The organism is Actinomadura chibensis NBRC 106107, from assembly GCF_001552135.1.
GTDB classification, from domain to species: Bacteria; Actinomycetota; Actinomycetes; order Streptosporangiales; family Streptosporangiaceae; genus Spirillospora; species Spirillospora chibensis.
In genome coordinates this window covers 43476-67307 of sequence record NZ_BCQP01000001.1, presented here as the reverse complement: position 1 = coordinate 67307, position 23832 = coordinate 43476, and the positions used below count along the sequence as shown (strand labels likewise).

24 protein-coding genes and 3 tRNA genes are annotated in these 23832 nt (G+C 73.1%); 4 read left to right on the top strand and 23 right to left on the bottom strand.

The features are described 5' to 3' along the window. Positions 1–66: 66 nt before the first annotated feature. A complete protein-coding gene (locus ACH01S_RS00305; RefSeq protein WP_083980074.1) occupies positions 67–741 on the top strand; it encodes an ABC transporter ATP-binding protein in 675 nt (224 codons plus the stop codon). Between the two features lie 59 nt (positions 742–800). Here ACH01S_RS00305 and ACH01S_RS00300 read toward each other — a convergent pair whose 3' ends face one another. After that, positions 801–1502, bottom strand: coding sequence for a phosphatase PAP2 family protein (locus ACH01S_RS00300; RefSeq protein ID WP_148344542.1), 702 nt, complete (start codon positions 1500–1502; stop codon positions 801–803). 84 nt (positions 1503–1586) lie between these two features. Between ACH01S_RS00300 and ACH01S_RS00295 the strand changes: the two genes are divergently transcribed. After that, positions 1587–1988, top strand: coding sequence for a VOC family protein (locus ACH01S_RS00295; RefSeq protein WP_067883828.1), 402 nt, complete (start codon positions 1587–1589; stop codon positions 1986–1988). A 28-nt stretch (positions 1989–2016) separates the two neighbouring features. Here the strand turns inward: ACH01S_RS00295 and ACH01S_RS00290 are convergent, their stop codons facing one another. The 9 genes from ACH01S_RS00290 to ACH01S_RS00250 form a co-directional block, all read right to left on the bottom strand. Continuing rightward, positions 2017–2808, bottom strand: a complete 792-nt coding sequence (locus ACH01S_RS00290; protein WP_218010116.1) for a DUF1963 domain-containing protein — start codon at positions 2806–2808, stop codon at positions 2017–2019. 50 nt (positions 2809–2858) lie between these two features. Further along, a tRNA-Glu gene (locus tag ACH01S_RS00285) sits at positions 2859–2931 on the bottom strand. A gap of 128 nt (positions 2932–3059) precedes the next feature. Beyond that, positions 3060–3132, bottom strand: a tRNA-Glu gene (locus ACH01S_RS00280). 25 nt (positions 3133–3157) lie between these two features. Continuing rightward, positions 3158–3229: transfer RNA gene (locus tag ACH01S_RS00275), tRNA-Gln, on the bottom strand. Between the two features lie 144 nt (positions 3230–3373). Continuing rightward, positions 3374–4009: a DUF2461 domain-containing protein gene (locus tag ACH01S_RS00270; protein ID WP_067883823.1), complete on the bottom strand. Its 636-nt coding sequence runs from the start codon at positions 4007–4009 to the stop codon at positions 3374–3376. 44 nt (positions 4010–4053) lie between these two features. Next, positions 4054–4821, bottom strand: coding sequence for a fumarylacetoacetate hydrolase family protein (locus tag ACH01S_RS00265; protein ID WP_067883821.1), 768 nt, complete (start codon positions 4819–4821; stop codon positions 4054–4056). Between the two features lie 76 nt (positions 4822–4897). After that, a complete protein-coding gene (locus ACH01S_RS00260; RefSeq protein ID WP_148344541.1) occupies positions 4898–6136 on the bottom strand; it encodes a cellulose binding domain-containing protein in 1239 nt (412 codons plus the stop codon). A gap of 94 nt (positions 6137–6230) precedes the next feature. Further along, complete coding sequence (locus tag ACH01S_RS00255) at positions 6231–6602, bottom strand: tetratricopeptide repeat protein (RefSeq protein ID WP_067883817.1); 372 nt, start codon at positions 6600–6602, stop codon at positions 6231–6233. Positions 6603–6767: 165 nt separating this feature from the next. Beyond that, complete coding sequence (locus tag ACH01S_RS00250; protein ID WP_067883815.1) at positions 6768–7100, bottom strand: hypothetical protein; 333 nt, start codon at positions 7098–7100, stop codon at positions 6768–6770. A gap of 220 nt (positions 7101–7320) precedes the next feature. Between ACH01S_RS00250 and ACH01S_RS00245 the strand changes: the two genes are divergently transcribed. Next, the gene (locus ACH01S_RS00245) at positions 7321–8151 is read left to right on the top strand and encodes a GntR family transcriptional regulator (protein ID WP_067883812.1); all 831 of its coding nucleotides are present in this window, start codon (positions 7321–7323) and stop codon (positions 8149–8151) included. 53 nt (positions 8152–8204) lie between these two features. After that, positions 8205–8606, top strand: coding sequence for a DUF6292 family protein (locus tag ACH01S_RS00240; protein WP_148344540.1), 402 nt, complete (start codon positions 8205–8207; stop codon positions 8604–8606). Positions 8607–8723: 117 nt separating this feature from the next. Here ACH01S_RS00240 and ACH01S_RS00235 read toward each other — a convergent pair whose 3' ends face one another. The 13 genes from ACH01S_RS00235 to ilvN all read right to left on the bottom strand — a co-directional run bounded on the left by ACH01S_RS00235 (position 8724) and on the right by ilvN (position 23829). Beyond that, complete coding sequence (locus tag ACH01S_RS00235; RefSeq protein ID WP_067883807.1) at positions 8724–9008, bottom strand: GNAT family N-acetyltransferase; 285 nt, start codon at positions 9006–9008, stop codon at positions 8724–8726. A gap of 55 nt (positions 9009–9063) precedes the next feature. Continuing rightward, positions 9064–10656 carry a citramalate synthase gene (cimA, locus tag ACH01S_RS00230; RefSeq protein ID WP_067883805.1) on the bottom strand — a complete coding sequence of 531 codons (1593 nt, stop codon included), beginning with the start codon at positions 10654–10656 and terminating at the stop codon, positions 9064–9066. Positions 10657–10932: 276 nt separating this feature from the next. Next, positions 10933–12036 carry a branched-chain amino acid aminotransferase gene (locus ACH01S_RS00225; protein ID WP_067883803.1) on the bottom strand — a complete coding sequence of 368 codons (1104 nt, stop codon included), beginning with the start codon at positions 12034–12036 and terminating at the stop codon, positions 10933–10935. Positions 12037–12215: 179 nt separating this feature from the next. Next, complete coding sequence (locus tag ACH01S_RS00220) at positions 12216–13265, bottom strand: 3-isopropylmalate dehydrogenase (RefSeq protein WP_067883801.1); 1050 nt, start codon at positions 13263–13265, stop codon at positions 12216–12218. Positions 13266–13308: 43 nt separating this feature from the next. Then, complete coding sequence (locus ACH01S_RS00215) at positions 13309–14004, bottom strand: (2Fe-2S)-binding protein (RefSeq protein ID WP_067883798.1); 696 nt, start codon at positions 14002–14004, stop codon at positions 13309–13311. Positions 14005–14451: 447 nt separating this feature from the next. Next, entirely contained in the window at positions 14452–16041 is a 1590-nt protein-coding gene (serA, locus tag ACH01S_RS00210; RefSeq protein WP_148344539.1) for a phosphoglycerate dehydrogenase, read from the bottom strand. Between the two features lie 203 nt (positions 16042–16244). Beyond that, positions 16245–16883, bottom strand: coding sequence for a thymidylate synthase family protein (locus tag ACH01S_RS00205; protein ID WP_246236867.1), 639 nt, complete (start codon positions 16881–16883; stop codon positions 16245–16247). 377 nt (positions 16884–17260) lie between these two features. After that, on the bottom strand, positions 17261–18751 hold the full coding sequence (locus ACH01S_RS00200; RefSeq protein WP_169809182.1) for a DUF2079 domain-containing protein: 1491 nt from the start codon (positions 18749–18751) through the stop codon (positions 17261–17263). Between the two features lie 77 nt (positions 18752–18828). Continuing rightward, a complete protein-coding gene (locus ACH01S_RS00195; protein ID WP_067883792.1) occupies positions 18829–20814 on the bottom strand; it encodes an FtsX-like permease family protein in 1986 nt (661 codons plus the stop codon). Beyond that, positions 20811–21527 carry an ABC transporter ATP-binding protein gene (locus ACH01S_RS00190; protein WP_067883791.1) on the bottom strand — a complete coding sequence of 239 codons (717 nt, stop codon included), beginning with the start codon at positions 21525–21527 and terminating at the stop codon, positions 20811–20813. The genes ACH01S_RS00195 and ACH01S_RS00190 overlap by 4 nt, the downstream gene beginning before the upstream one ends. Continuing rightward, the gene (locus ACH01S_RS00185; RefSeq protein ID WP_067883789.1) at positions 21524–22123 is read right to left on the bottom strand and encodes a PadR family transcriptional regulator; all 600 of its coding nucleotides are present in this window, start codon (positions 22121–22123) and stop codon (positions 21524–21526) included. Before ACH01S_RS00185 ends, ACH01S_RS00190 begins: the two co-directional genes overlap by 4 nt. 116 nt (positions 22124–22239) lie before the next feature. Beyond that, complete coding sequence (gene ilvC, locus ACH01S_RS00180) at positions 22240–23223, bottom strand: ketol-acid reductoisomerase (RefSeq protein WP_067883788.1); 984 nt, start codon at positions 23221–23223, stop codon at positions 22240–22242. 81 nt (positions 23224–23304) lie between these two features. After that, the gene (gene ilvN, locus ACH01S_RS00175; RefSeq protein WP_067883787.1) at positions 23305–23829 is read right to left on the bottom strand and encodes an acetolactate synthase small subunit; all 525 of its coding nucleotides are present in this window, start codon (positions 23827–23829) and stop codon (positions 23305–23307) included. Between the last annotated feature and the right edge of the window lie 3 nt (positions 23830–23832).

The window sequence follows — 23832 nt, the reverse complement described above, 5'->3', positions numbered from 1 at the left end:
TGTGCGCTGCCGCGCGCGCCGCCCCGTCCGCTGCAATCGAGTACGACGAATGAGAGGGGCACGGACGTGACAGAGTTCGCAGCGCGCGCCGAGGACGTGCGCAAGACCTACGGGACGGGCGACACCCGCGTCACCGCGCTGGACGCGGTGACCGTCGCCATCCCCCGCGAGCGCTTCGTCGCCGTGATGGGGCCGTCCGGCTCGGGCAAGTCGACGCTGATGCACGTCATGGCGGGGCTGGACGCCGCCGACTCCGGCCGCGTCCACGTCGGCGGCATAGAGATCACGGAGCTCGGCGACCGGGCCCTCACCAAGGTCCGCCGCGACCGGATCGGCTTCGTGTTCCAGTCGTTCAACCTCGTCCCGACGCTGACCGCGCTGGAGAACATCACGCTTCCCGCCGACATCGCCGGGCGCTCGCTCGACCGCGCCCGGCTGGACGAGGTGATCGACGCAATCGGGCTCCGGGACCGGCTCGGGCACCGCCCGGCCGAGCTGTCCGGCGGGCAGCGGCAGCGGGTGGCCTGCGCCCGCGCCCTCGCCGGCCGGCCCGAGCTGATCTTCGCGGACGAGCCGACCGGCAACCTCGACTCCCGCTCCGGCGCCGGGGTGCTCGCCCTGCTGCGCCGCGCCGTGGACGAGATGGGCCAGACGATCGTCATGGTCACCCACGACCCGTCCGCCGCCGACCACGCCGACGAGGTGATCACGCTGAGCGACGGCCGCGTCCTGTCCCGCTGAGCGGCCGCGACGTCAAGCGCAGGCGGCGCTGCCGGTGGACGCGTCCTCCGTCCGGTGCGTCAGCGTCCCCGCTCCGGCCCGGGACGCGGGGCCTCGGTCGTGGTGGCCCGCGCGGCGCTCGGCAGCGGAGCCGCGAGAGGTCGGCGCCGCTCGAACGGAGCCGCCGCGACCAGCCACGCCAGCAGGACGGGTCCGAGCGCGAGGCTGAACAGGACGTCGGTCAGCCAGTGCTGGTCCGACACCGTGAGCGCCGCCGCCGTGACGACGCCCGCGACCAGGGCGGCGCGGTGGCGGCGGCGTGCCGGGAGGACGCCGTCCACCGCGGGCAGGGCGGCGGCGAGCAGTTCGAGGACGACCCACACCAGCAGAAAACCGTTGAGCGTGTGACCGGACGGGTACGCGTCGCCGTACCGTCCGACGACGTCCACGTCCCCGTACGGGAACGAGCGCGGGATGACCGACTTCAGCCCCGTCTGCGACAGCGACAGCGCGTACGCGATCGCGATGCTCAGCACGGGGTAGCGCGGCGAGCGCCGACGGACCGCCGCCAGCACCGACAGCGGGACGATGACCCGCACCAGGTACCCGCGCTGGCCGAGCTTGCTGACGCCGCGCGTGAACTCCAGCGCGCGGCCCCGCACGTGCGCGTCGCAGAACCCGTGGACGGCGTGGTCGAGCTGCCGCAGCGGGCCGTCGGCCATGACGTCGAGCGTGACCAGCACCATGACGGCGGCCAGTGAGCCGTACGATCTCCACCCCACGACCGGACCATTCCCCGCCGGGCGGCGTTCACCGGGACAGGACGTGAACGAGAATGGGCCTCCGCCGGACGGGGGGACCCGGAGATGCGACTCGCCCTGATCACGATCGTCGTGGACGACTACGACCGCGCCATCGACTTCCTCACCGGTGCCCTGGGGTTCGAGCTGGTCGAGGATTCGCCCTCGCTGACCAACGACGGCCGTCCGAAGCGGTGGGTCGTCGTCCGGCCGCCGGGCGCCGAGACGGGGATCCTGCTGGCCCGCGCGGACGGCGACCGGCAGGCCGCCGCCGTCGGCGCCCAGGTCGCCGGGCGCGTCGGCTTCTTCCTCGACGTCGACGACTTCGAGGCCGCGCACCGGCGCATGGCGGCGGCGGGCGTCGAGTTCGTCACCGCGCCGCGCACCGAGCCCTACGGCGAGGTCGCCGTCTTCCTCGACATCGCCGGGAACCGCTGGGACCTGCGCGGCCCGGCGTCCGGTCCATGAAAGCGTTCGGGCCAGGGTTCCAGGAGGGCTAGGGGTTCCAGGAGACGGTGACGTCGGTCTGGTCGAAGCGGCGGGCGGCGAGGTCGGACCGGCGGACGGCCCAGTGGACGGTCGCGCCCTCCCGTCCCTTGATGTCGGTGTACCAGTCGGCGAGCAGGACCCAGTCGTCGGCCTGGCGCGCTTCGTCCGCCGGGAGGACGGGGTCGATGTCGGCGCACTCGTCGGAGGCGTATCCGCCGATCTGCAGTGCGCCCCGTCCGGCGATCTCGTCGGCCGTGTCGAGCCACGCGTCGCGCAGTTCCTCGGAACGGGGATGGCCGGGGAGGGGCTCGACGTAGGGAGGGTCGGGGACCTCCACCCAGCAGTGGTACGGAAGCGACACGTCGACGGACAGGTGCAGCGGGCCCTGCGGGAAAGCGGCGGTGACGTCCGCGTACGCCTCGGCCTCGAAGTAGGGGTTGCGCTTCCGTTCCTCGACGGCCGTTCCCGCCGGGACGTACACGGCGCTGCCGCCCGACTCCGTATCGGGATAGGCGAACAGGAGCAGCCGTCCGTCGGGCGGGAGCGGCAGGTCCGTCGCGTCGGCGGGCAGGGCGGCGAGGTCGATCGCGGCGACGAGGGGGTACCAGGGGTCGGGGGCCTCGGGCGGGAGCGATAACGGCCCGCCGAGGACGCCGACGACCGGACCGTCGCCGTGCCGGGCCAGTGTCGCGCACGGCCGGGCGGTGCCGATCCACCGCTCCACGTCGGCGGGCGGGATGCCGCGCGCGAGCGCGGCGGCACGGAACGGGGCGAGCCTCTCCACCATTTCGATCTTCATGCGGGCACCCTAATGCGGGGCCATGACGATGGAGGGGGAAAAGGAATGTGTACCCCCGAGCGGATTCGAACCGCCGTTACCGCCTTGAGAGGGCGGCGTCCTAGGCCACTAGACGACGGGGGCCGGACTGTGCGCGCCTTCGCGGTCTCCCGCTCCGGCTTCCACCACTGTACTGGACGGTCTTTCTCCGCCTCGACCCATTTCCCACTCCCCGGGCCCGCCAGGGGCCACCGGGAGGAAGGTCATGGGCGTACCCCCGAGCGGATTCGAACCGCCGTTACCGCCTTGAGAGGGCGGCGTCCTAGGCCACTAGACGACGGGGGCGTGTGTCCGTGGTGAGCGGACGCAGCTGGGGTACCAGGACTCGAACCTAGACTAAGTGAACCAGAATCACTCGTGCTGCCGATTACACCATACCCCAGGGAGGTACGGACGACCTCGCCGTTTCCAGCGGGTCGCTCGCGCCTCGATGAGCTTACAGGACGCCGGGACCGCGACCAAAACGGTTCCCGCGACCGCGTCCCGCCGTCTCGAACCGGGCGGCCGGGAGGCGGCCCGGACGGCGTCAGCGGGTGAAGTCGGGCGGGCCGAGGTGCCGCCGCCCCCACTCGACCAGCGGGCGCAGCCGCCGCCACGACTCGCGGACCCGTGCCACCGCCTCCGGCGTCGCCATCCACGGGTCGGCCGGCCACCCCTCGCGGGCGTAGAGCGACCGGTGCCGCAGCAGGTCGAGCCGGGGATGGTCCTCGGGGGTGCCGCGCGGACGGGTCTTGAGCCGGTCGCCCGCGATCTCCATCCCGGCGGAGCGGAGGTCGTCCACGATGGCCTGGAGCTCGCCGCCGAACGTCTCGGACCCGGCGGCCTCGCGGTAGGCGCGCAGCTGGTCGGGCGTCGGCGCGTACATGCCGCCCGCCGCCATCAGCCCGTCGGCGTCGATCTGGAGGTAGAAGCCCTCGCTCGTGTGCCCGCCCTGGTGCGTCTTGTAGGGCGTCTTGTCCTTGCTGAAGCGGACGTCGCGGTACGGGCGGAAGAGCCTGACGGCGCCGAACTCGTCCTCGAGCTCGGCGCACAGCTCCATGAGGGGCTCGCGCACGTGGCGTTCGTAGACGTCCTTGTGGGCCGTCCAGTACGACTTGGTGTTGTCGGCCTGGAGCCCCTCGTAGAACGCGAACGCCTCGTCGGTGAAGCCGCTGAACGCCATGGCGCGTCCCCCCTCGGTCGTCGGCGCGGTCGTCGGCGCGGTCGTCAGTCGCGGGCGATGACGCGGTTGGTCAGGCTCCCGACGTTCTCGATCGTGACGGTCACCTCGTCACCGATCTCCAGCGGGCCGACCCCGGCCGGGGTGCCGGTGAGGATCACGTCGCCGGGCAGCAGCGTCATGACCTGGCTGACGTACTCGACCAGCGCCGGGACGTCGTGCAGCAGCAGGGACGTGCGGGCGTCCTGCTTGACCTCGCCGTTCACGGACGTCGTGATCGCCAGGTCGGCGGGGTCGGCCTCCGTCTCGATCCACGGGCCGAGGGGGCAGAAGGTGTCGAAGCCCTTGGCGCGCGTCCACTGGGCGTCCTTCGCCTGGAGGTCGCGGGCCGTGACGTCGTTCGCGCACGTGTACCCGAGGATGACCTCGGCGGCGCGGGACGCGGGCACCTCGCGGCACATCCGGCCGATGACGACCGCCAGCTCGCCCTCGTAGTCGACCCGCTCGGACAGCTTCTGCGGGTAGGCGACCGCCTCCCCCGGCCCGATCACGGCGGTGGACGGCTTGGCGAACAGCACCGGCTCGGCGGGCGGCGCCGCGTGGCCCATCTCGCGGACGTGGTCCGCGTAGTTCTTCCCGATCGCGATGACCTTGCTGGGCAGGATCGGCGCGAGCAGCCGGACGTCGGCGAGCGGCAGCCGCACCCCGGTGAACGTCAAGTCACCGAACGGGTGGGCCGCGATGGCCGCGACGGTGTTCTCCTCCACCACGCCGAAGGACATGCCGTCGTCGGTGGCGAACCTGGCGATACGCATGGTCGAGAGCCTAGCCCTTGCCCCGGACACGCCCGGGACGCGCCCGGCACGGTGCAGGCTCAGCGCGGGGCGAGGGTCAGAAGCCGCAGGGCTTCCCGTTCAGCTTGCAGCCCTTCGGCGTGGCCGTCGCGCCCGCCGCGCCGAACTGGACGTCCCAGGTGCCGCCCGGCGGGATCGCGGGCGCGCCGTCCAGGTTCCTGATCTCCGCGGTCGCGCCGCCGTGCACGAGCCGCGCGCCCCAGATGTTCTTCACGTCCGCGCCGGGGGTGCGGAACGTCAGCCGCCACGCCTTCATGGGCTTGTCCGTGCGGTTGGTGATGACCAACCGGCCCTCGAAGTAGCCCTCGTCCCGCTGGACGAGCTGGTAGGTGATGCCGTCGCCGTCCATGACCGGGCCGATCGGCGCGGTCGAGGCGGGCGGCGCCGGGGACGCGGGCTGCCCCTGCGGCGGCGCCCCGGACGGCTGCGGCGTCGCGGGCGCCCCGCCCGGCGACGGCTCGCCGGACGCCGTCGGCGCCGCACCGCCCGGCGGCGCCTGCGACGCGGGCGCGGTCGGCGCCGGGGACGCCTCGTCCCCGCCCTTGGAGTCCGATCCGCCCGCGAGCAGGAACACCACGGCGGCGGCGGCGAGGAGCAGGACCACGCCGATCACCGCGCCGAACAGCAGCGGGCGCCGCGACCGGCCCGTCCCGGACGGCGGCGGGCCGGGCGGCACGGGCGACGCGGCGGGCTGGGGCGGCGGTGGCGGGGACGGCGTGTACACGGGCGCGCCCGCGCCCGGCCGCGTCGACTCGGCTCCGGCGCCGAACTGCTCCGTCCAGGGCGCCTCCCCGACGACCGGCCCGGCGGCGGGCGGCGGCGCCTGTTCCCGCATGGCCGCCTGCTCGACCACGGAAGCCTCGGAAGCCACGGGAGCCTCGGCGGCTTCAGCAGGCGCGGGCATTTCGAACCGCACGGCCTTCGGCCGGACGGGAATGTCCGAGACGGTCACCGACGCGCGGTCGTCGTCCGCGGCGTCCATGACGGTCGCGTCCGCCAGGTCGCCGGCCTCGTCCTCGGGATCGTCCTCGACGTCGTCTTCGGGGTCGTCGACCGGAGCGTCCTGGAAGGTGACGCCCGGCGCGTCGTCCTGCGGGACGTCCTGGAGCGTCGCGGCCGGATCGAGGGGCTCGGCCAGGTCGTCCGAGGGCTGGTCCACGATGGTCGCCTCGGGGCCGGGCACGGTGTCCGCGGGCTCCGCGCGCCTGCGCGGGGCGCGGAACTCGGCGGTCGTCTTGTGGTCCGGGGGAACGTACCCGGGCTCCTCGCCGCTCAACTCGCCCACCTTCCAACGTCGTCGTTCTCATGGAGTCCGACGACGAAGGGCGCGAATCGGTTCATAACGAACCGGGTGGGGGCGGCGCGCCGCGTCAGCCCGCGGAGGCGGGCTCCAGGCCGCGGCGCGCCGCCTGCCGGAGCTGCCGGTTGAGCATGTCGGTGATCAGCTCGATGGCGTCCGGGGTGGTGGTGGCGTGGGCGCCGCTGAGCCAGCGGGTCGCCTCGGCGAGCAGTTCCTCGGCGGAGTCGGCGGCGGAGCCCTCGTCCGCCATCCGGCCGAGCAGGGCGCCGAGCCGCAGCGCCGCGTCGGCGCGGCCCGACTCGGCCGCCCGCCGGTACCAGTCGGCGGCCCGCTCCAGGTCGCCTTCGTGCTCGTACAGCTCGCCCAGGCCGAAGGCCATGTCCGCCCACGTGCCGTCCGTCGGACGCCCGAGGTCCGCGGGGCTCCAGGGTCGGACGAGCATGCGATCACTCCGGTGGGTCAGTGCGCTGAGAACGAAGGCGCGCGGATGCCTCACGCGCGCCGTGCCGCCCTCATAGTGGACGCCCCACCCCAAATCCGCCACCGGTTTCGGGGTTTTCGACGAAATTTCTCCATGACCGAGCCGATGCGGGCGGAAGGACGCCCGTTACGCAGCCGTGCCGGACGGGGCCGTGCCGGACGGGGCCGTGCCCGACGGAGTCGCACCGGACGGGGCCACACCCGAAGAAGCCGTGCCGGACGGAGTCGCACCGGGCGAAGGCGCGCTCGCGGGGGGCGGCGTCGGGCGCGGGCGGTCGGTGGGGACCGCCACGTTGATCAGCGCGCCCCGCCGTCCGACCGCCGACGTGGGCGTGGGCATCCGGCTGCGGAACTGGAGGTCCCTCGTGCGGTAGCCGAGCAGGACGACATAGAGCGACAGGAACAGGAACAGTGCCGCGGGACCGAGGATCCACAGGTACAGGGTGAGCTCGCCGGTCATTCCAACGCTCCTCTCCGCGGGGTGCAGAGGGTGAACCCGATCAGGCCGCTCATCTGAGCCGATCTCTGGAAACTCCCATGATCCGCCCGGTACCATCGGGCTGTTCAAGCCGTCTGGTTCAGCTCTCTCGGCTTCGGTCCTACTAAAGGTGTAACCCATATCAAGTAGGTCAAAACCCGATCGTTGGAACCAAGCAATCTGATTGCAATGAGAGGTCGCGATGGCGGACCGGATCCCGAAGTACGTCGAGATCGCGCAGGACCTCCGTGCCCGGATCGAGGACGGGACCCTCCCGCCCGCCGCCCAGCTGCCGACGGAGAAGGACCTCGTCGAGCACTGGGGCGTCTCGGCCAACACGATCAAGAAGGCCGTCAACGAGCTGCGCCAGCAGGGTCTCGTCGAGACCGTCCCCCAGAAGGGGAGCTTCGTCGCCGAGCCGACCGCGCCGTTCGTCATCACGCTGAACCACATGGACCTGGGCGAGGAGAACCCGCCCGGGCGCGGCTTCGGCGGCGGCGAGGGCAAGGCGTTCATGGCCGAGGCGCGGCGCCAGAACCACGCGGCGCACTCCTCGAAACCCGAGGTGAAGGTCGAGGACGCCGAGGAGCCGCAGATGAAGGCGCTCGGCATCGCGCCGGTCGCGCCCGGGCAGCCGCGGCCCCAGGTCGTCCGCCGCTCCCAGCAGCGGTTCGTCGACGGCAAGGCGAACTCGCTCCAGCACTCCTACTTCAAGCTGGAGCTGGCCATCGAGGCGCAGGCCCTCCTCAAGTCGGCCGACATCGAGGAGGGGACGGTCGCCTACCTGCAGAGCTGCGGCCACGTCCAGACCGGCTACGAGGACGTGTTCGACGCCAGGCAGCCGTCGGAGGAGGAGCTCAAGTTCTTCGGCCTCTCCCGCGGCAGCCTCGCCGTGATCGAGCACCGGCGGACCGCCTACGACCAGAACGGCGAGCCGTTCCGCCTCACGGTCACCATTTACAAGCCGGGCACCAATAGGATCCGTTTCATCGCCGGAGAGGTGCCCGTCGAGGTGTGGGAACGCGGTTCCTGACGCACCAGCGCATCTTCGCCATCAACGACACCATTAACCGTAAAAGGACCGAGATGTCCATTTCTCGTATGCGCGCGCACACGCCCGCGCACCACCCGGACCCCGAAGTCGACGCCGCGCACGGCTACATCACCGCCGTGGTGGAGGCGCTCAGCGGCCGCGGCATCCAGGTGGACCGGAGCTGGCTCGACCCCAAGGGCCCCGTCGACGCGACCATCGTCACCGGCGACAACGCCCTGGTGTGGGACGAGTGGACCGGCTGCACGTTCGGCCTCTACGTCTCAGGCCGCCAGGGCGAGCGGACCGTCCTCAAGGACGAGCGGCCGCTCGGCGGCGGCGTGCTGGTGCCGCCGGCCGTCCTCGCCCGGCTGGTCGAGACCGGCTCGTCCCTGCCGCCCGCCACCCGCGAGCCCGGCGCACGCGACGGGCTGTTCGACGCCCTGCGCGACCGCTGAGCCGCTGACCCGCCAAGCCGCCGACCCGCTGAGCCGCCGACCCGCCGCGCCGCCCGGTCGTGGCCGACGACGAACGGCCACGACCGGCCCGGCGGGCGGCGCGACACGCCCGGGCGGCTACGGCGCCACCACGTCGCGGTAGTCGGGGTGGCGCTGGATCCAGCCCTTGATGAACGGGCAGAGCGGGAGGACCGTCCGGTTCTGGGCGCGCACGTCGTCCAGGACGCCGCGGGCCAGCGTCCCGCCGACCCCCTTGCCCTCGAAGGCGGGATCGACCTCGGTGTGGGTGAGGACGAGCATGCCGCCCTCGGCCGGCTCGTAGTCGGCGAAGCCGGCCAGCTCGCCGTCCAGCCTGATCTCGTAGCGCTTCCGCTCGGCGTTGTCGGTGATCTCGGTGCTCATGCCCCCGATAATGCCCAGCGGGCCGCGCCCATTCCCCGCCGGGGCGCCCGCCGGGTCAGCCCGGCTCGTGGCCCGCGCGGAGCAGGCAGTAGGAGACGGCCTCCTCCAGGGCCTGCCAGGACGCGGCGATGACGTTGTCCTCGACGCCGACCGTGCCCCACTCGCGCTCGCCGTCCCCGGACTCGACGAGCACCCGCGTCCGGGCGTCGGTGCCGTGCGCGCCCTCCAGGATGCGGACCTTGTAGTCGACGAGCTCCAGCCGCGCGAGCTCCGGGTAGAGCCGTTCGAGCGCGAGGCGCAGGGCGTTGTCCAGCGCGTTGACCGGGCCGTTGCCCTCGCCGGTCGCGATGATCCGCTCGCCCTTGGCGTGCAGCTTGACGGTCGCCTCGCTGACCATGGAGCCGTCCGGGCGCCGCTCCACGATCGACCGCCACGACTCGACCTCGAAGTGCCGCTGCCGGACGCCGGTCAGCTCCTCGCGCAGCAGCAGCTCGAACGAGGCGTCCGCGGCCTCGAAGGTGTAGCCGGTGGACTCCAGCTCCTTGACCTTGTCCACGACGGCCTTGGCCTTGTCGCCGGACAGGTCGTAGCCCAGTTCGCGCCCCTTCAGCTCGATGGACGCGCGTCCCGCCATGCTCGACACCAGCATCCGCATGTCGTTGCCCACGCGGGCCGGGTCGATGTGCTGGTACAGGTCGGGGTCGACCTTGACGGCGGACGCGTGCAGCCCCGCCTTGTGCGCGAACGCCGACAGCCCGACGTAGGGCTGCTGCGAGCTGGGCGCGACGTTCGTGACCTCGGACACGGCGTGCGCGATCCGGGTCATCTCGGCGAGCTGCGCGTCCGAGACGAGGCTCATCCCGCGCTTGAGCTGCAGGTTGCCGACGACCGTGAACAGGTTGGCGTTGCCGCTGCGCTCGCCGTACCCGTTCGCGCACCCCTGCACGTGGGTCGCGCCCGCCTTCACCGCGGCGAGCGAGTTCGCCACCGCGCAGCCGGAGTCGTCGTGGCAGTGGATCCCGACGCGGACCCCCAGGGAGGCCACCTCGTGGACGACGTCGGCCAGCTCGTCCGGGAGCATGCCGCCGTTGGTGTCGCAGAGCGCGACGACGTCGGCGCCCGCCTCGGCGGCGGTGCGGACCGCCTCCAGCGCGTACGCGCGGTTGGCCTTGAAGCCGTCGAAGAAGTGCTCGGCGTCGAGGAAGATTCGTTGGCCCTCCGCACGCAGGTGGGAGACCGTGTCGCGGATCATCGCGAGGTTCTCCTCAAGGGTGGTGCGGAGGGCCAGCTCGACATGCCTGTCATGACTCTTGGCGACAAGGGTCACGACGGGCGCGCCGGACTCGCGCAGCGCGGCGACCTGGGGGTCGTCGGCCGCCCGCACACCGGCCCGGCGGGTCGCGCCGAACGCGGTGAGCTGCGCGTGCCTCAGGTCGAGCTCTGTTCGAGCCCGCCTGAAGAACTCGGTGTCCTTCGGATTGGCGCCGGGCCAGCCGCCCTCGATGAAGCCGACGCCGAGATCGTCGAGGTGCCGCGCGATGGCGAGCTTGTCGGGCACGGAGAGGTTGAGCCCCTCCTGCTGCGAACCGTCGCGCAGGGTGGTGTCGTAGACGTGGAACGCGTCGCCTTGCGTAGATGGGCCGTGCATTGGTGTAACCCCCAAGGGGCTGCGCCAGGACACAAAAAAGACCCCTCACGGACGTGAGAGGTCTGCGCGCCGGCGCTGTCCCGTTAGCTGCTGCCGGCGCGCCTGCCGATAATCACGAGGCTGTGGCGCATGACGCGGACCAGTCTGCCACATGGTCCGCAACGATGGGACATCCGTCTCAGATGGCGAGACGCCACCGCCCCGGCGGTCCCGCCGCCGGGGCCCGACGACGCCGCGGAACGCCCAGGTCGGACGCGGCGGCCAGGATCACCCCGGTCAGACGATCTTGTGAACCCAGCCGTAGGGGTCGGGACGCGTCCCGTACTGGATGCCGACCAGCTCCTGGCGCAGCCGCATCGAGACCTCGCCGGGCTCGCCGTCGCCGATCGTCCAGGCGCGGTCGGCGCCCTTGACCGAGCCGACCGGGCTGATGATCGCGGCGGTGCCGCAGCCGAACACCTCGGTGATCTCGCCGGACCGGCAGCCCTCCTCCCACTCCTCGATGCTGATCTTGCCCTCCTCGGCGGGGATGCCGAGGTCGGGGGCGAGCTTCAGCATGGAGTCGCGGGTGACGCCGGCGAGCAGCGTCCCGGTCAGCGCGGGGGTGAGCAGGCGCGCCCGCGAGCCGGACCCGTAGACGAACATCAGGTTCATCGAGCCCACCTCCTCGACCCAGCGGTGCTCGACCGCGTCGAGCCAGACGACCTGGTCGCAGCCCTCCGCGACGGCCTGCTTCTGCCCGGCGAAGGACGCCGCGTAGTTGCCGCCGAACTTGGCCTCGCCGGTGCCGCCCGGCGCCGCGCGCGTGTAGTCCTGCGACAGCCAGACCGAGACGGGCTTGATCCCGCGCGGGTAGTACAGCCCGGACGGGGACGCGATGACCATGAACAGGAACTCGCTCGCCGGGCTGTTCACGCCGAGCGCGCGGGTCGTGGCGAACATGAACGGGCGCAGGTAGAGGCTGTGGCCCTCGGTGTCGGGCACCCAGTCCTTGTCGGTGCGGACGAGGAGCTCGACGGCGTCGACGAAGAGCTGCTCGGGGATCTCGGGCATCGCCATCCGGCGGGCGGACCGGTTCATCCGGGCCGCGTTCATGAACGGGCGGAACGTGACGACCGAGCCGTCCGGCTGCTTGTACGCCTTGAGCCCCTCGAACAGCTCCTGGGCGTAGTGGAACACCTGGCTGGCCGGGTCCATGGGCAGCGGCCCGTACGGTTCGAGCTTGGCGTCGTGCCAGCCCCGCTCCTGCGAGTACCGGATCGTGATCATGTGATCGGTGAAGTACCGCCCGAAGCCGGGGTCGGCCAGGACGCGCGCGCGGTCCGCAGCGGTCGCCGGTCGCTCGGTGCGGGTGATCTCGAAGTCCAGGGTGTCGCTCATCGCGGTTCGTCCTCTCGCCGGATCGCCGGGGCGGCCCCATCGCCACCACGGCTTCCTTAGTCCCTATTGTCGTACTTCGTCCAGACCTACTCCTCCGGGAGGACGCGGCGCACGCGGAAAACCGGGCGCGCCGCGCGGGCACGCCCGGAGTTCCCTGTACTGGCCAGAGAGGCGTGCCCCTAGCCGGATACTCGCTTCGCGATCGCGTCGCCGACCTGGGACGTGGACCGCTCGCCGACGGCGGCGCGCTCGGCGAGGTCGTCGGAGACGGCCCGCTCGACGCGGCGGGCGGCCTCGCCCTCGCCGATGTGGTCGAGCAGCATGGCGACGGACAGGATCGTGGCGGTCGGGTCGGCCTTGCCCTGCCCGGCGATGTCGGGCGCGCTGCCGTGCACCGGCTCGAACATCGACGGCGCGGTGCGGTCGGGGTTGACGTTCCCGGACGCGGCGAGCCCGATGCCCCCGGCGATCGCCGCGCCGAGGTCGGTGATGATGTCGCCGAACAGGTTGTCGGTGACGATCACGTCGAACCGGCCGGGGTTGCCGACGAAGAACATCGTGGCCGCGTCGACATGGCAGTAGGCGGTCGTGACCTGCGGGTACTCCTCGGCGACGCGCTTCAGCACGCGCTGGTAGAGGTCGCCCGCGAAGGTGAGCACGTTGTCCTTGTGGACGAGCGTCAGGTGCCTGCGCGGCCGCGCCGCCGCGACCTCGAACGCGTACCGGACGACGCGCTCGACGCCGAACGCGGTGTTCACGCTCTCCTGAGTGGCGACCTCGTGCCGGGTGCCCTTGCGCAGGACGCCGCCGACGCCCGTGTACGGGCCCTCGGTGCCCTCCCGGACGACGACCATGTCGACGTCGTCCGGAGTGACGCCCGCCAGCGCGGTCGGGACGCCGGGGAACAGCTTCACCGGGCGCAGGTTGACGTAGTGGTCGAGCTCGAAGCGGGTGCGCAGGAGGAGGCCGCGTTCGAGCGTCCCGCTCGGGACGCTCGGATCGCCGACGGCGCCGAGCAGGATGACGTCCTGCTCGCGCAGCTCGGCGAGGACCGAGTCGGGCAGGACCTCCCCGGTGCGGTGCCAGCGGGCGGCGCCGAGGTCGTAGGACGTCCGCTCGAACGTGAGATCACCGGACACGGCGTCGAGGACCTTGAGGCCCTCGGCGACCACCTCGGGGCCGATCCCGTCGCCCGGGATCACGGCCAGACGAACACTGCGCGATGCCATGCGCGCACTCTACTGCAAACGTCTCATTGATTGGGCATTCGTCTCACGTCTCGGGACGGCCGTCTCGTTCCCGCAGGCCGCAGTCGCCGCACAGCCCGCCGCCCGGCACGCGGTAGTACAGGCAGCAGTTGCGCCGGCGGAAGCCGCCGGGGCCGGGCGCCCACGTCCCGGCGAGCGGCGGGCGGCCGAGCAGCTCCCGGACGACCGCGCGCCGCGCCGGGTCGGGCGGGCCGACGTTCAGGCTCCCGGCGAGCGCGGACGCGGCGTTGCCCCAGAGCAGGCCGTCGGCGAGGGAGACGAAGGTCAGCATCGCCGCGCGCAGCGGCCGGAGCCGGTCGGCCACCACCATCGGGAAGATCAGGTCGGCGGCCCGGACCGCGTCGGCGACGCGATGCCCGCGCGGCTCGGTGAGGCGGAGGGCGATCGGCTCGCCGGGCGCGCCACGCCACCGCAGGCCGGACAGGTCGGGGACGATCCCGCGCGCCGCCGCCGCGACGACCGGGGACCACAGCCGCGCCGCGAGCCCCTGGAACAGCAGCGACGCGGCCACCCTGCGCTCGCCGGCGCCGAGCCGTTCGGCGTGGTCGGCGGTCAGCGCGGCGAGCGCGGCGGCGTCGCCGGGGAACGGGCGCCATCCGCCGTCCCCGGCCGGGCCGGTGCCGATCTCGAAGTACGGCCCGAGCCGGGCCGTGTCGGCGAGGAGCGCGGCGACCTCGCCGGGCGGGACGTCGGGCGGCATGCGCCCCAGTCTCGCACCGCCCGGTTACGGGAGTGGGTCAGGACCGTCCGCCGTTGTCGCGGCGGTCCAGCGCGGTCTGCAGGGCGCGGGCCGCCTCTTCCTGGGCGTCGTCGGCGGGTGCGTTGTCGCGGGTGTCGTCCATGATGGTTCGCTCCGATCGCTGTGTTCTGGCCGGTGGGGCCGCCGGGGAAGGCCGTGGTTCGCACGGTCCGGCAAGAGAGGATCGGACTCACGGCCAGGCAGAGCCTCCGCAGCGGGTGCCGGCCTGCCGATGATCAGGCCCCGCTGCGGCAGCGAAGGATTACCACGAAGCGCCGCATGACTACCTGGGAGATTACCTCTGGTCAAGGGGAGTTGTCCCGACCCGTGGCGGAAAATCTCAGCATATGAGATGGCAAGGGTCCGCCACGGGCACGGGACGGACGGCCTCGGCCGTCCGGGACGGGCTCAGCCGTCCAGGTCGACCCGGCGGCCCATGTCGGCGCCCACCTCGGCGGTGATCGCGTCGACGAGCTGCGGCGGGATGGCGGAGTCGACGGTCAGCGCGATCAGCGCGCGGCCGCCCTTGGCGTCCCGGCCGACCTGCATCCCGGCGATGTTGACCTCCGCGTCGCCGAGCAGCTTGCCGACCGCGCCGACGATCCCCGGACGGTCGACGTAGGAGAAGAACGCCATGTGCTCGGTCGGGACGAGCTCCATGTTGTAGCCGTTGATCTCGATGAGCCGCTCGGCGTGCTTCGGGCCGGTGAGCGTGCCGGACACCGACACGACCTCGCCGCCCGCCATCGTCCCGCGGACCTGCACGACGTTGCGCCAGTCGGGGCTGTCCTCGCTGGTGGTGAGGGTGACCTCGACGCCGCGGTCGCGGGCCAGCAGCGGGGCGTTGACGAACGTCACGGCCTCCTCGGTCACGTCCACGAACACGCCCTTGAGCGCGGCGAGCTCCAGCACCTTGACGTCGTGCTCGGCGATCTCGCCGCGGACGACGACGTCCAGCCGGACGGGGACGCCGCCCGCGAGCGCGGTGAAGATGCGGCCGAGCTTCTCGGTGAGCGGCAGGCCGGGCTTCACGTCCTCGGCGACGGCGCCGCCCTGCACGTTGACCGCGTCCGGCACGAACTCGCCGGACAGCGCGAGCTTCACCGACCGGGCCACCTGCGTGCCCGCCTTCTCCTGCGCCTCGTGGGTGCTGGCGCCGAGGTGCGGGGTGACCACGACGTTGTCGTGGTGGAACAGCGGGCTGTCGGTCATCGGCTCGGAGGTGAACACGTCGAGCCCGGCGCCGGCGACGCGGCCGTCCTTCAGCGCGAGGTCGAGGGCCTCCTCGTCGACGATCCCGCCGCGGGCGGCGTTGACGATCCGCACCTCGGGCTTGACCAGGCGCAGCTCGCGGTCGCCGATGAGGCCGAGCGTCTCCGGCGTCTTCGGCAGGTGGACGGTGATGAAGTCGCTGTCGGCGAGCAGCTCGTCGAGCGTGACGAGTTTCACGCCGAGCTGCGCGGCGCGGGCCGCCTGCACGTACGGGTCGTAGGCGATCACGTTCATGTCGAAGGCGGCGAGGCGCTGCGCGACGAGGACGCCGATGCGCCCGAGGCCGAGCACGCCGACCGTCTTGCCCTGCAGCTCGACGCCGGTGTACTTGGACCGCTTCCACTCGCCCTTCTTCAGCGCGCCGTGCCCCTGCGGCACGTTCCGGGCGGTGGCGAGCAGCAGCGCGATCGCGTGCTCGGCGGCGGTGACGATGTTGGACGTGGGCGCGTTGACGACCATGACGCCGGCCTTGGTGGCGGCCTCCACGTCGACGTTGTCGAGGCCGACGCCCGCGCGGGCGACGACCCGCAGCTTCGCGGCGTGCTGGAACACCTCGGCGGTGACCTTGGTGGCGCTGCGGACGATCAGCGCGTCGACGTCGGCCACGGCGGGCAGCAGCTGGGCTTTGTCGCTGCCGTCGACGTGGCGGACCTCGAAGTCGGCCTCCAGCACGGCGATGCCGGCCGGGGAGAGTTCTTCAGCGACGAGGACGACGGGCATGCTCAAGGAAGACAGTCCTTCGGGATGTGGATGGTGTGTGATCTGTGCAGGTGAAGTCGCGGGTCACCTCGTCGTGCCCTCGCCCCTCCGCGAGTCTATCTCCCGCGGGGTGGAGCGGTTCGCGGCAGGGAGACACCCACCGGTAAGTCCCGCTTCGTCCGCCTCATGGCCCCTCCGCACGTCCTGGGGCAGCGCGTCCCGCGACGGGTTCAGGCCGCGTTGGGCTCCGGCACCGCCGCCAGCACGGAGGCGACCCGCTCGGCGTCGGCGACGTGGACGTGCGGGACGTCCACGTACACGCGCAGCGGACCGGCGGGCAGCCCCAGCGCCTCGGCGACCTGGACCTGCACGTCGCGCAGCGGGATGTAGGTCAGGTACCCGCGGTGGACGTCCTGCGACCGGAACATCGCCGTCATGATCAGCCGGTAGCCGCGGATGCGGAAGGACAGCGCCGTTAGGCACGGCAGCCCCTCCGCCGGCTCGCCGGGGACCGTGAGCGAGATCCACGCGCTGGTCGTCCACGGGCGGGCGCGCAGCAGGTCCACGACCCAGCGGATCTGGTCGTTGCCCTGGAGGTCGTGCAGCCGCGGCCAGTACCGCCCGCGGACCGGGCGGCGGGTGCGCTCCTGCGCCCGCCGGACGAGCCGCGCGCGGTCGCCGTGCTCGTGCAGGATCGGGTCCTCCCAACTGAGCGAGGCGACCTCGAACAGCAGCGGCGGGCCCTCGATGATGGGGCCGCCGTCCTCAAGCCCGGCCTCCCCGGCGGCCCAGACGTGCCGCAGGACGCCGATCCACGCGTGCCCGCACGTCTCATAGCGCCGGACGTCCTTCTCCTCCGCCGCCGGCACGTCACGGCTCCCGGCCGTTATTTCGGCGGCCATCGCGATTTCGCCCGCGGCAATTGCCCGGCCGCGCGTGCGCCGCGCGGGAGGCGAATTCCGCCGTGCCGCCGGCTCTCGGCTCTCCGTCGTTCCCGACCTTCATCACACCAGTCATGCGCCGCGCCCCTTTGCCGCTCCGGCGGCGGTCACACGAGTTCAGCGCGGGGAGTCCCGCATCGGCCGCGGCCGTCACGGCTTTCCTCAAGTATCAGGCAAAGTGCGCCAAAACTACAGGGGATTTTGTTCAAATCGTGCCTTCACCTGCATTCTGACGGGTGGCGTGATGATCGGTCACCTGGCCAATCCGTCCAAAAATGCGCGATCAGGGCTCACCACGGCGGGGCTCACCACGGGTCGGGGCCCGGCCGGTACAGCACGACGTACCCCGCCCGCCGGAACACCTCCCGGTACCCCTCGGCGGCGAGTTCCTCGACCCGGCGGCGCTGGTCGGCCACGCCCGCGAAGGGGAACTCCTGCCGCCCGACGTAGGCGAGGACCCACGGGGCGCCGCGGGAGCGCTCGTCCCACAGCAGGACGCGGGCGCGGGTCGTGAGCGCGGGGCCGACGCCGTTCGCCGCCTCGACCAGCGCGCCGTCCGGGATCCGCGCCGCCGCCGCGGCCGCAGCGCGGGCCCGCTCGTTCGGCCGCCACAGCGCCGGGTCGGCGAGGTGCCGGTAGGTGAAGAACGGGACGCAGGCCAGCATCGCGGCCAGGATCGCGGCCCCCGGCAGGGCGGGCGGCCACCCGCGCGACCTCCGGACCCTGCCGCGCAGCCGGGCCGCCCCGTCCACCGCCGCGAGGACGAGCACGGCGATGATGAACGCGTTGTAGTGGTAGTGCGGCTCCCACCAGTTGTCGAAGCGGCTGTTCAGCATCCGCTCGGCGAGCAGCGGCAGGGCCGTGAGGGTCAGCGGCGAGGCCAGCGGCAGCAGCAGGAGCGGCAGGACGACCAGCGCCATCGTCAGGATCTTCTGCGGCGGGGTGGCGAGGACGGCGGCGGCGTCCCACGGATGGGTCAGCGCGTGCACGGCGGCGTGCGGCAGGTCGGGGCCGAGCGAGCCGTACGCCCAGTAGTAGTCCTTGTCGCCGCCGAACGCGGCGGTGACGACGCGGGAGCAGACCCAGGTCGCGACGAGCCCGACGACGATGTAGGCGAGCCCCGCGCGGCGGTCGTCCCGCGACCCGCGGCGGGTGGCGAGGAACATGCCGAAGCCCACGAGCAGCAGGCCCATGTCCTCCTTGACCAGGAGCAGGGCGAACGCCGCCAGGGCGGCCTGGCCGCGCCGTCCCGCGTCGTGCCGCTCGACCATGAGCGCCGACAGCAGCGGGACGAACGCCACCTCGTGGAAGTCGAACGCGAGCGCCTCCGCGACCGGCCACGACAGCGCGTAGCCGCCAGCCGCGCAGTACGCCGCCGCCGCGCCGAACCGCCGCTCGGTGAACCGCCACACCGGGACGATCGCGAGCGCGAGCAGCACCGCCTGCGCGAGCAGCAGCGTCGCGGGCCCGTCGTGGATCCAGTACAGCGGGGCCAGCAGGGCGAGGATCGGCGAGAAGTGGTCGCCGAGGATGGAGAACCCGGGCCCGAACCCGTTGTGGACGCCCTTCACCATCGAGACCGGCGGCTCGAACCGGCTGTAGGAGCGGATCGCCTGGTCGAAGATGACGAGGTCGTAGCTGCCCGCCCGGAACGCGCGCAGCCGCAGCAGCGAGTACGCGCCGTAGAGCGCCGCGCCGCCCGCGACCAGCGCCGCGAGCGCGGCGCGCCGCCGCCGGGACGGCCGCGCGGTCGGCGCGGCGCCGGCGCGTCCGCCAACCGCCACCGCCTCAGCCACGCGCCGGACGCTACCACCGGCTCCGGCGCGCGGCTGAACCGGCGCGGCCGGTCCGGCGGGGCCGGACCGGCGCACCGCTACCCGGCCGCGCGGCGGGTCATCGGCAGCCGCCCGGCGGTGAACGCCCCGGCGGCGAGCGCCGCGACGAGCGGGACGACGACCCCGACGGCGATCAGCAGCAGCCACGGGACGTCCAGGATCGCCCCGTGCGGTGGCACGCTCTCGTCGGACGCCTCAAGCTGCCCGGTGAGCGGGCGCGTCACCGCGAAGCCGGGGACGAGCCCGCCCGCGATGCCGAGCCAGCAGCCGATCCCCGCGACGACCACGGCCTGGGCCATCGTCAGCACCCGCCGGGTCCGGGGCCGCGCGCCGACCGCGGCGAGGGTGGCGAGGTCGGGCCTGGCGTCGGCGGCGGCCAGCCCGGTCGAGATCAGCGCGCCGCCGAGGACCAGCGCGGCGGCGACACCGGCGAGCAGGAGCAGGACGCCGTCGAGCGATTCGGTGAAGCCCCGCTCGACGTAGACCAGTTCGCTCTCCTGGGTGAACCGGGAGATCGCCGTCTTCAGCCGGGACTCCTCGGCCTTGGTGACCCGGTGGTCGGCCCGGTCGACGCCGTACGCCTCGGTGCGCGGGGGCAGCCCGGTCCGCGCGGCGACGGCGGGCGGGATGATCGTCCGCACGTGCGGGTCCCCGGCGGCGGCGACGGCCGGGACGTCCCTGATGACGCGGCCCTTCCCCTGCCCTTCCCGGAAGGAGATCCTCAGGGTCGTCTTCCCGCTCGCGGGCGGCCGCGACCGGAACAGGACGACCTTGCCCGCGCTCAGCGCGGCGGAGACGGCCGGGTCGTCGCGGCCGAGCAGCAGGCGCGCCTCGCGGGGCCCGCCGACCACGTTGTCCAGGAGGACGAGCCGCATGCCGTCGTCGTCCTTGCCCGCGACGCGCACCGAGGGGCATCCGGGAGTGGCCGCGCTGTCGCAGGCCCCCTCCACGTAGGGCAGGACCTTCAGGGCCTGGACGGGCACGCCGGGCAGGGCGTCGCGGACGGCCCGGTCGACCTTGTCCGCGTGCTCCATCGGCAGGCGGACGAGGGTCGTCCCCATCGGCAGCTGCGGCCGGTACTCGATCTCCCGCTGGCGGAAGTCGCTGGCGCCCCCGATGGCCAGCGCGGTGACGGCGGCGACGGCGGCGGTGATCGCCGCGACGGCCGGGGCGGTGCGGGCGCGGTTGCGGGCGGCGTCCCGGACGGCGAGCCGCAGCGGCAGCGGGAGCCGGGACGCGGCGCGGCCGGACGCGCCGACGACCGCCGGGCAGACCATCACCAGCCCGATGATGATCGCCGCCGCGCCGAGCGCCGCGCCGAACTCGCGCATGACCCGCACGCCGACCAGCGAGATCACGACGCCCGCGACGATCAGCGCGGCGCCGAGCAGCGGCAGCCCGCGGCGGGCCCGGCCGGGCGGGTCGCGGCGCCCGGCGAGGGCGGACACGACGTCCATCCGGGCGGCCTGCCGGGCGGGGATGAGCGCGGCGAGGACGCCGCTGCCCGCCGCGACGAGCATCGTGACGAGGACGAGGGTCCACGGCACCCGGAACGGGCCGAGCCTGTCGTCGCCCACGGCCTCGATGACCGGCTTCGCGACCGCCGCTCCGGCGATCCCGAGCGCCGCCCCGCCGAGCGCGGCGGCCCCGCCGATGACCAGCCCGCTCGCGAGGACGACGGCGCGCAGGTGCCGGGCCTCGCCGCCCGCCGCCGCGACGAGCGCGAGGTCGCGGCGGCGCCTGCGGACGTCCACGACGAACGACGGCCCGGCCAGCAGCACGACCTGCAGCACGATCATCGTGACGACCAGCGCGCCGATGGCGGTCTCGGCGGCGGCCGCGCCCTCGGAGACGGCCTCGCCCTCCCCCGCGGCCTGCGTGGGCTCGGCCGTCTTCACCAGGACGGCCAGCATGACGATCAGCGTGGTGGGGAGCCCGATCATCGCCAGGACCAGCGCGGTGCGCCCCTTGGCGCGCGCCGCGTCCCGCGCCGCCATCCGCAGCGCGCAGAGATACCCGCTCACGGGGCCTCCTGGAGAAGGCTCTCCGGACCGGACGCGGCGGGGGTGGCGTCGACGACGAGGCCGTCGCGGAGGAAGACGACGCGGTCGGCCCAGGCGGCGTGCCGGGACTCGTGCGTCACCATCAGGCAGGACGCGCCCGCGTCGCAGCGTCCCCGCAGGACGCGCATGATGTCCTCGCCGGTGTTGCTGTCGAGCGCGCCGGTCGGCTCGTCGGCGAGGACGAGCCGCCGGTCGCCGACGAGCGCGCGGGCGATCGCGACGCGCTGCTGCTGGCCGCCGGACATCTCGTCCGGGTAGCGGTCGGCGAGTTCGGCGACGCCGACCTCGGTGAGCGCGTGCGCCGCCTCGCGGCGGGCCTGCCGGGCGCGGACGCCGTCCAGCTCGCGGGGCAGCATGACGTTCTCGGCGGCGGTCAGGCTCGGGATGAGGTTGAGGTCCTGGAAGATGTAGCCGACGCTGCGGCGGCGCAGCGCGGACCGTCCGGCCGCGCCGAGCGCGCCGAGGTCGGCGCCGTCCACGACGACCTGCCCGGACGAGGGCGTGTCGAGCCCGCCCGCGAGCGTCAGCAGGGTCGACTTGCCGGAGCCGGACGGCCCCATCACGGCGACGAACTCGCCGGGCGCGACGTCCAGCGTCACGTGCCGGAGGGCGTGGACGAGACCGGCGCCGCTGCCGTGGTCGCGGCAGACGTCGCGGAGCGCGAGCAGGCTCATCGCCGCGCCTCCTCGTCGGCCTCCGCCGGCGCGCCCGCCGGGTCGGACGCGGGAGCGCTCGGCGCCGGCGGCCCGGCCTGCGCGATGAACGTCTCGCAGTGGTCCAGCCAGCGCACCTCGGCCTCCGCCTGGAAGACCATCGACTCCAGGACGAGCCGCCACGCGCGGTCGCCCTGCTCGGCCGGCGCGGCGGGCGCCGCCATCTTCAGCCGGGTGAGCTCCTGGAGGCCGCGCAGCGTGGCGGTGCGCTGGGCCTGGACGACCCGCGCGACGTCCACCCCCGGCGTCGTCACGGCCATCGCCAGCTTGATCGCGAGCTCGTCGCGGGGCCGGTCGGTGCGGGTGATCGGCGTGCCGAACCAGCGCCGGACCTCCGCCTCCCCCGCCGGGGTGATCCGGTAGACGAAGCGGCCCTCGTCGTCGGCGCCGACGCGGGCGACGAGGTCGTCGCGTTCGAGCCGGGACAGCGTGGAGTACACCTGCCCGATGTTGAGGGGCCATGTCGCGCCGGTGGACGACTCGAACTCGGCGCGGAGCTGGTAGCCGTAGCGGGGGCCCTGCGACAGCAGGGCCAGCAGGCCGTGACGTATGGACATGCCTACCAAGTATGCATACCGAGTATGCTCATGGCAATGCCGGGCCCGCACCCGCCGTCCGGAAACGACTGCGGCGTGTCACCCCCCGCCGGGGGCGACACGCCGCAGGGTGCTGCTCAGTCGTTGAGCCAGCTCATCATCGGGCGCAGCTCCGCGCCCGTCTTCTCGATCGGGTGCCCGGCGAGCTCCTCGCGGTACCGGCCGAACTCCTTCTGGCCGCCCTCGAACTCGTCCACCAGCTCCTTGGCGTACTGCCCGGACTGGATCTCGCCGAGGATCTTCTTCATCGCGGCCTTGGTCTCCGGCGTGATCACGCGCGGGCCGCGGGTGTAGCCGCCGTACTCGGCGTTGTCCGACACCGACCAGTACATCTTCGAGATGCCGCCCTCGTAGATCAGGTCGATGATCAGCTTCAGCTCGTGCAGCACCTCGAAGTAGGCGACCTCGGGCTGGTAGCCCGCCTCGGTCAGCACCTCGAACCCGGTCTTGATCAGCTCGGAGACGCCGCCGCACAGCACCGTCTGCTCGCCGAACAGGTCGGTCTCGGTCTCCTCGGTGAACGTCGTCTTGATGCCGCCCGCGCGGAGCCCGCCGATCGCCTTCGCGTAGGACAGGGCCAGCGGCCAGGCGTTCCCGGACGCGTCCTTCTCCACCGCCACGATCACCGGCACGCCGCGCCCGGCGACGAACTGGCGCCGCACGAGGTGCCCTGGGCCCTTCGGCGCGACCATCGCCACGTCCACGCCCTCCGGCGGCTGGACGAGGTCGTACCGGATGCTGAACCCGTGGCCGAAGAACAGCGCGTCGCCCTCGACCAGCGCGGGCCTGATGTCCTTCTCGAAGATCTCCCGGTGGTGGTGGTCCGGGGCGAGGAGCATGATCAGGTCGGCCTCCTCGGCGGCCTCCGCCGGGGTGACGACGCGCAGCCCCTCGGCCTCCGCCAGCTCCCGGCTGGCCGACCCCTCGCGGAGCCCGACCCGCACGTCGACGCCGGAGTCGCGCAGCGACAGCGCGTGCGCGTGCCCCTGGCTCCCGTACCCGATGACCGCCACGTGCCGGCCCTGGATCACGCTCAGGTCGGCGGCGTCGTCGTAGAACATCTCAGCCACAGTGCTTGTTGCCTTTCGTAATTGTCACTGGATGGAAGGCCGTCCCCGCCGCGGGGCGGGGACGGCCGGAAGTCACGCGCTGCGCTCGATGGCCCGCAGCGAGCGGTCGGTGATGGACCGGGCGCCGCGGCCGATGGCCACCAGCCCCGACTGCACCAGCTCCTTGATGCCGAAGGGCTCCAGGACCTTGATGAGCGCGTCCAGCTTGTCGCGGTTGCCGGTGGCCTCGATCGTGACGGCGTCGGGCGCGACGTCCACCACCTTGGCCCGGAAGAGCTGGACGGTCTCCAGCACCTGGGACCGGGTCTCGGCGTCCGCGCGCACCTTGACCAGCACCAGCTCCCGCTGGACGCTCGCCGTCCGGTCCAGCTCGACGATCTTCAGCACGTTGATCAGCTTGTTCAGCTGCTTCGTGACCTGTTCGAGCGGCAGTTCCTCGACGTTGACCACGATCGTCATCCGGGAGATGTCCGGATGCTCGGTGGTGCCGACCGCGAGCGACTCGATGTTGAAGCCGCGCCGGGAGAACAGGGCCGCGACCCGGGCCAGGATGCCGGGCTTGTTCTCCACGAGCACCGACAGGGTGTGCAGGCTCATCGG

Excerpts from the sequence above, each read along its gene's own strand:
- ACH01S_RS00295 (WP_067883828.1), top strand. The coding sequence starts at position 1,587 with ATGCGACTCGCCCTGATCACGATCGTCGTGGACGACTACGACCGCGCC.
- ACH01S_RS00290 (WP_218010116.1), bottom strand. The coding sequence starts at position 2,808 with ATGAAGATCGAAATGGTGGAGAGGCTCGCCCCGTTCCGTGCCGCCGCG.
- ACH01S_RS00270 (WP_067883823.1), bottom strand. The coding sequence starts at position 4,009 with ATGGCGTTCAGCGGCTTCACCGACGAGGCGTTCGCGTTCTACGAGGGG.
- ACH01S_RS00265 (WP_067883821.1), bottom strand. The coding sequence starts at position 4,821 with ATGCGTATCGCCAGGTTCGCCACCGACGACGGCATGTCCTTCGGCGTG.
- ACH01S_RS00255 (WP_067883817.1), bottom strand. The coding sequence starts at position 6,602 with ATGCTCGTCCGACCCTGGAGCCCCGCGGACCTCGGGCGTCCGACGGAC.
- ACH01S_RS00250 (WP_067883815.1), bottom strand. The coding sequence starts at position 7,100 with ATGACCGGCGAGCTCACCCTGTACCTGTGGATCCTCGGTCCCGCGGCA.
- ACH01S_RS00245 (WP_067883812.1), top strand. The coding sequence starts at position 7,321 with ATGGCGGACCGGATCCCGAAGTACGTCGAGATCGCGCAGGACCTCCGT.
- ACH01S_RS00240 (WP_148344540.1), top strand. The coding sequence starts at position 8,205 with ATGTCCATTTCTCGTATGCGCGCGCACACGCCCGCGCACCACCCGGAC.
- ACH01S_RS00235 (WP_067883807.1), bottom strand. The coding sequence starts at position 9,008 with ATGAGCACCGAGATCACCGACAACGCCGAGCGGAAGCGCTACGAGATC.
- cimA (WP_067883805.1), bottom strand. The coding sequence starts at position 10,656 with ATGCACGGCCCATCTACGCAAGGCGACGCGTTCCACGTCTACGACACC.
- ACH01S_RS00225 (WP_067883803.1), bottom strand. The coding sequence starts at position 12,036 with ATGAGCGACACCCTGGACTTCGAGATCACCCGCACCGAGCGACCGGCG.
- ACH01S_RS00220 (WP_067883801.1), bottom strand. The coding sequence starts at position 13,265 with ATGGCATCGCGCAGTGTTCGTCTGGCCGTGATCCCGGGCGACGGGATC.
- ACH01S_RS00215 (WP_067883798.1), bottom strand. The coding sequence starts at position 14,004 with ATGCCGCCCGACGTCCCGCCCGGCGAGGTCGCCGCGCTCCTCGCCGAC.
- ACH01S_RS00190 (WP_067883791.1), bottom strand. The coding sequence starts at position 21,527 with ATGAGCCTGCTCGCGCTCCGCGACGTCTGCCGCGACCACGGCAGCGGC.
- ACH01S_RS00185 (WP_067883789.1), bottom strand. The coding sequence starts at position 22,123 with ATGTCCATACGTCACGGCCTGCTGGCCCTGCTGTCGCAGGGCCCCCGC.
- ilvC (WP_067883788.1), bottom strand. The coding sequence starts at position 23,223 with ATGTTCTACGACGACGCCGCCGACCTGAGCGTGATCCAGGGCCGGCAC.
- ilvN (WP_067883787.1), bottom strand. The coding sequence starts at position 23,829 with ATGAGCCTGCACACCCTGTCGGTGCTCGTGGAGAACAAGCCCGGCATC.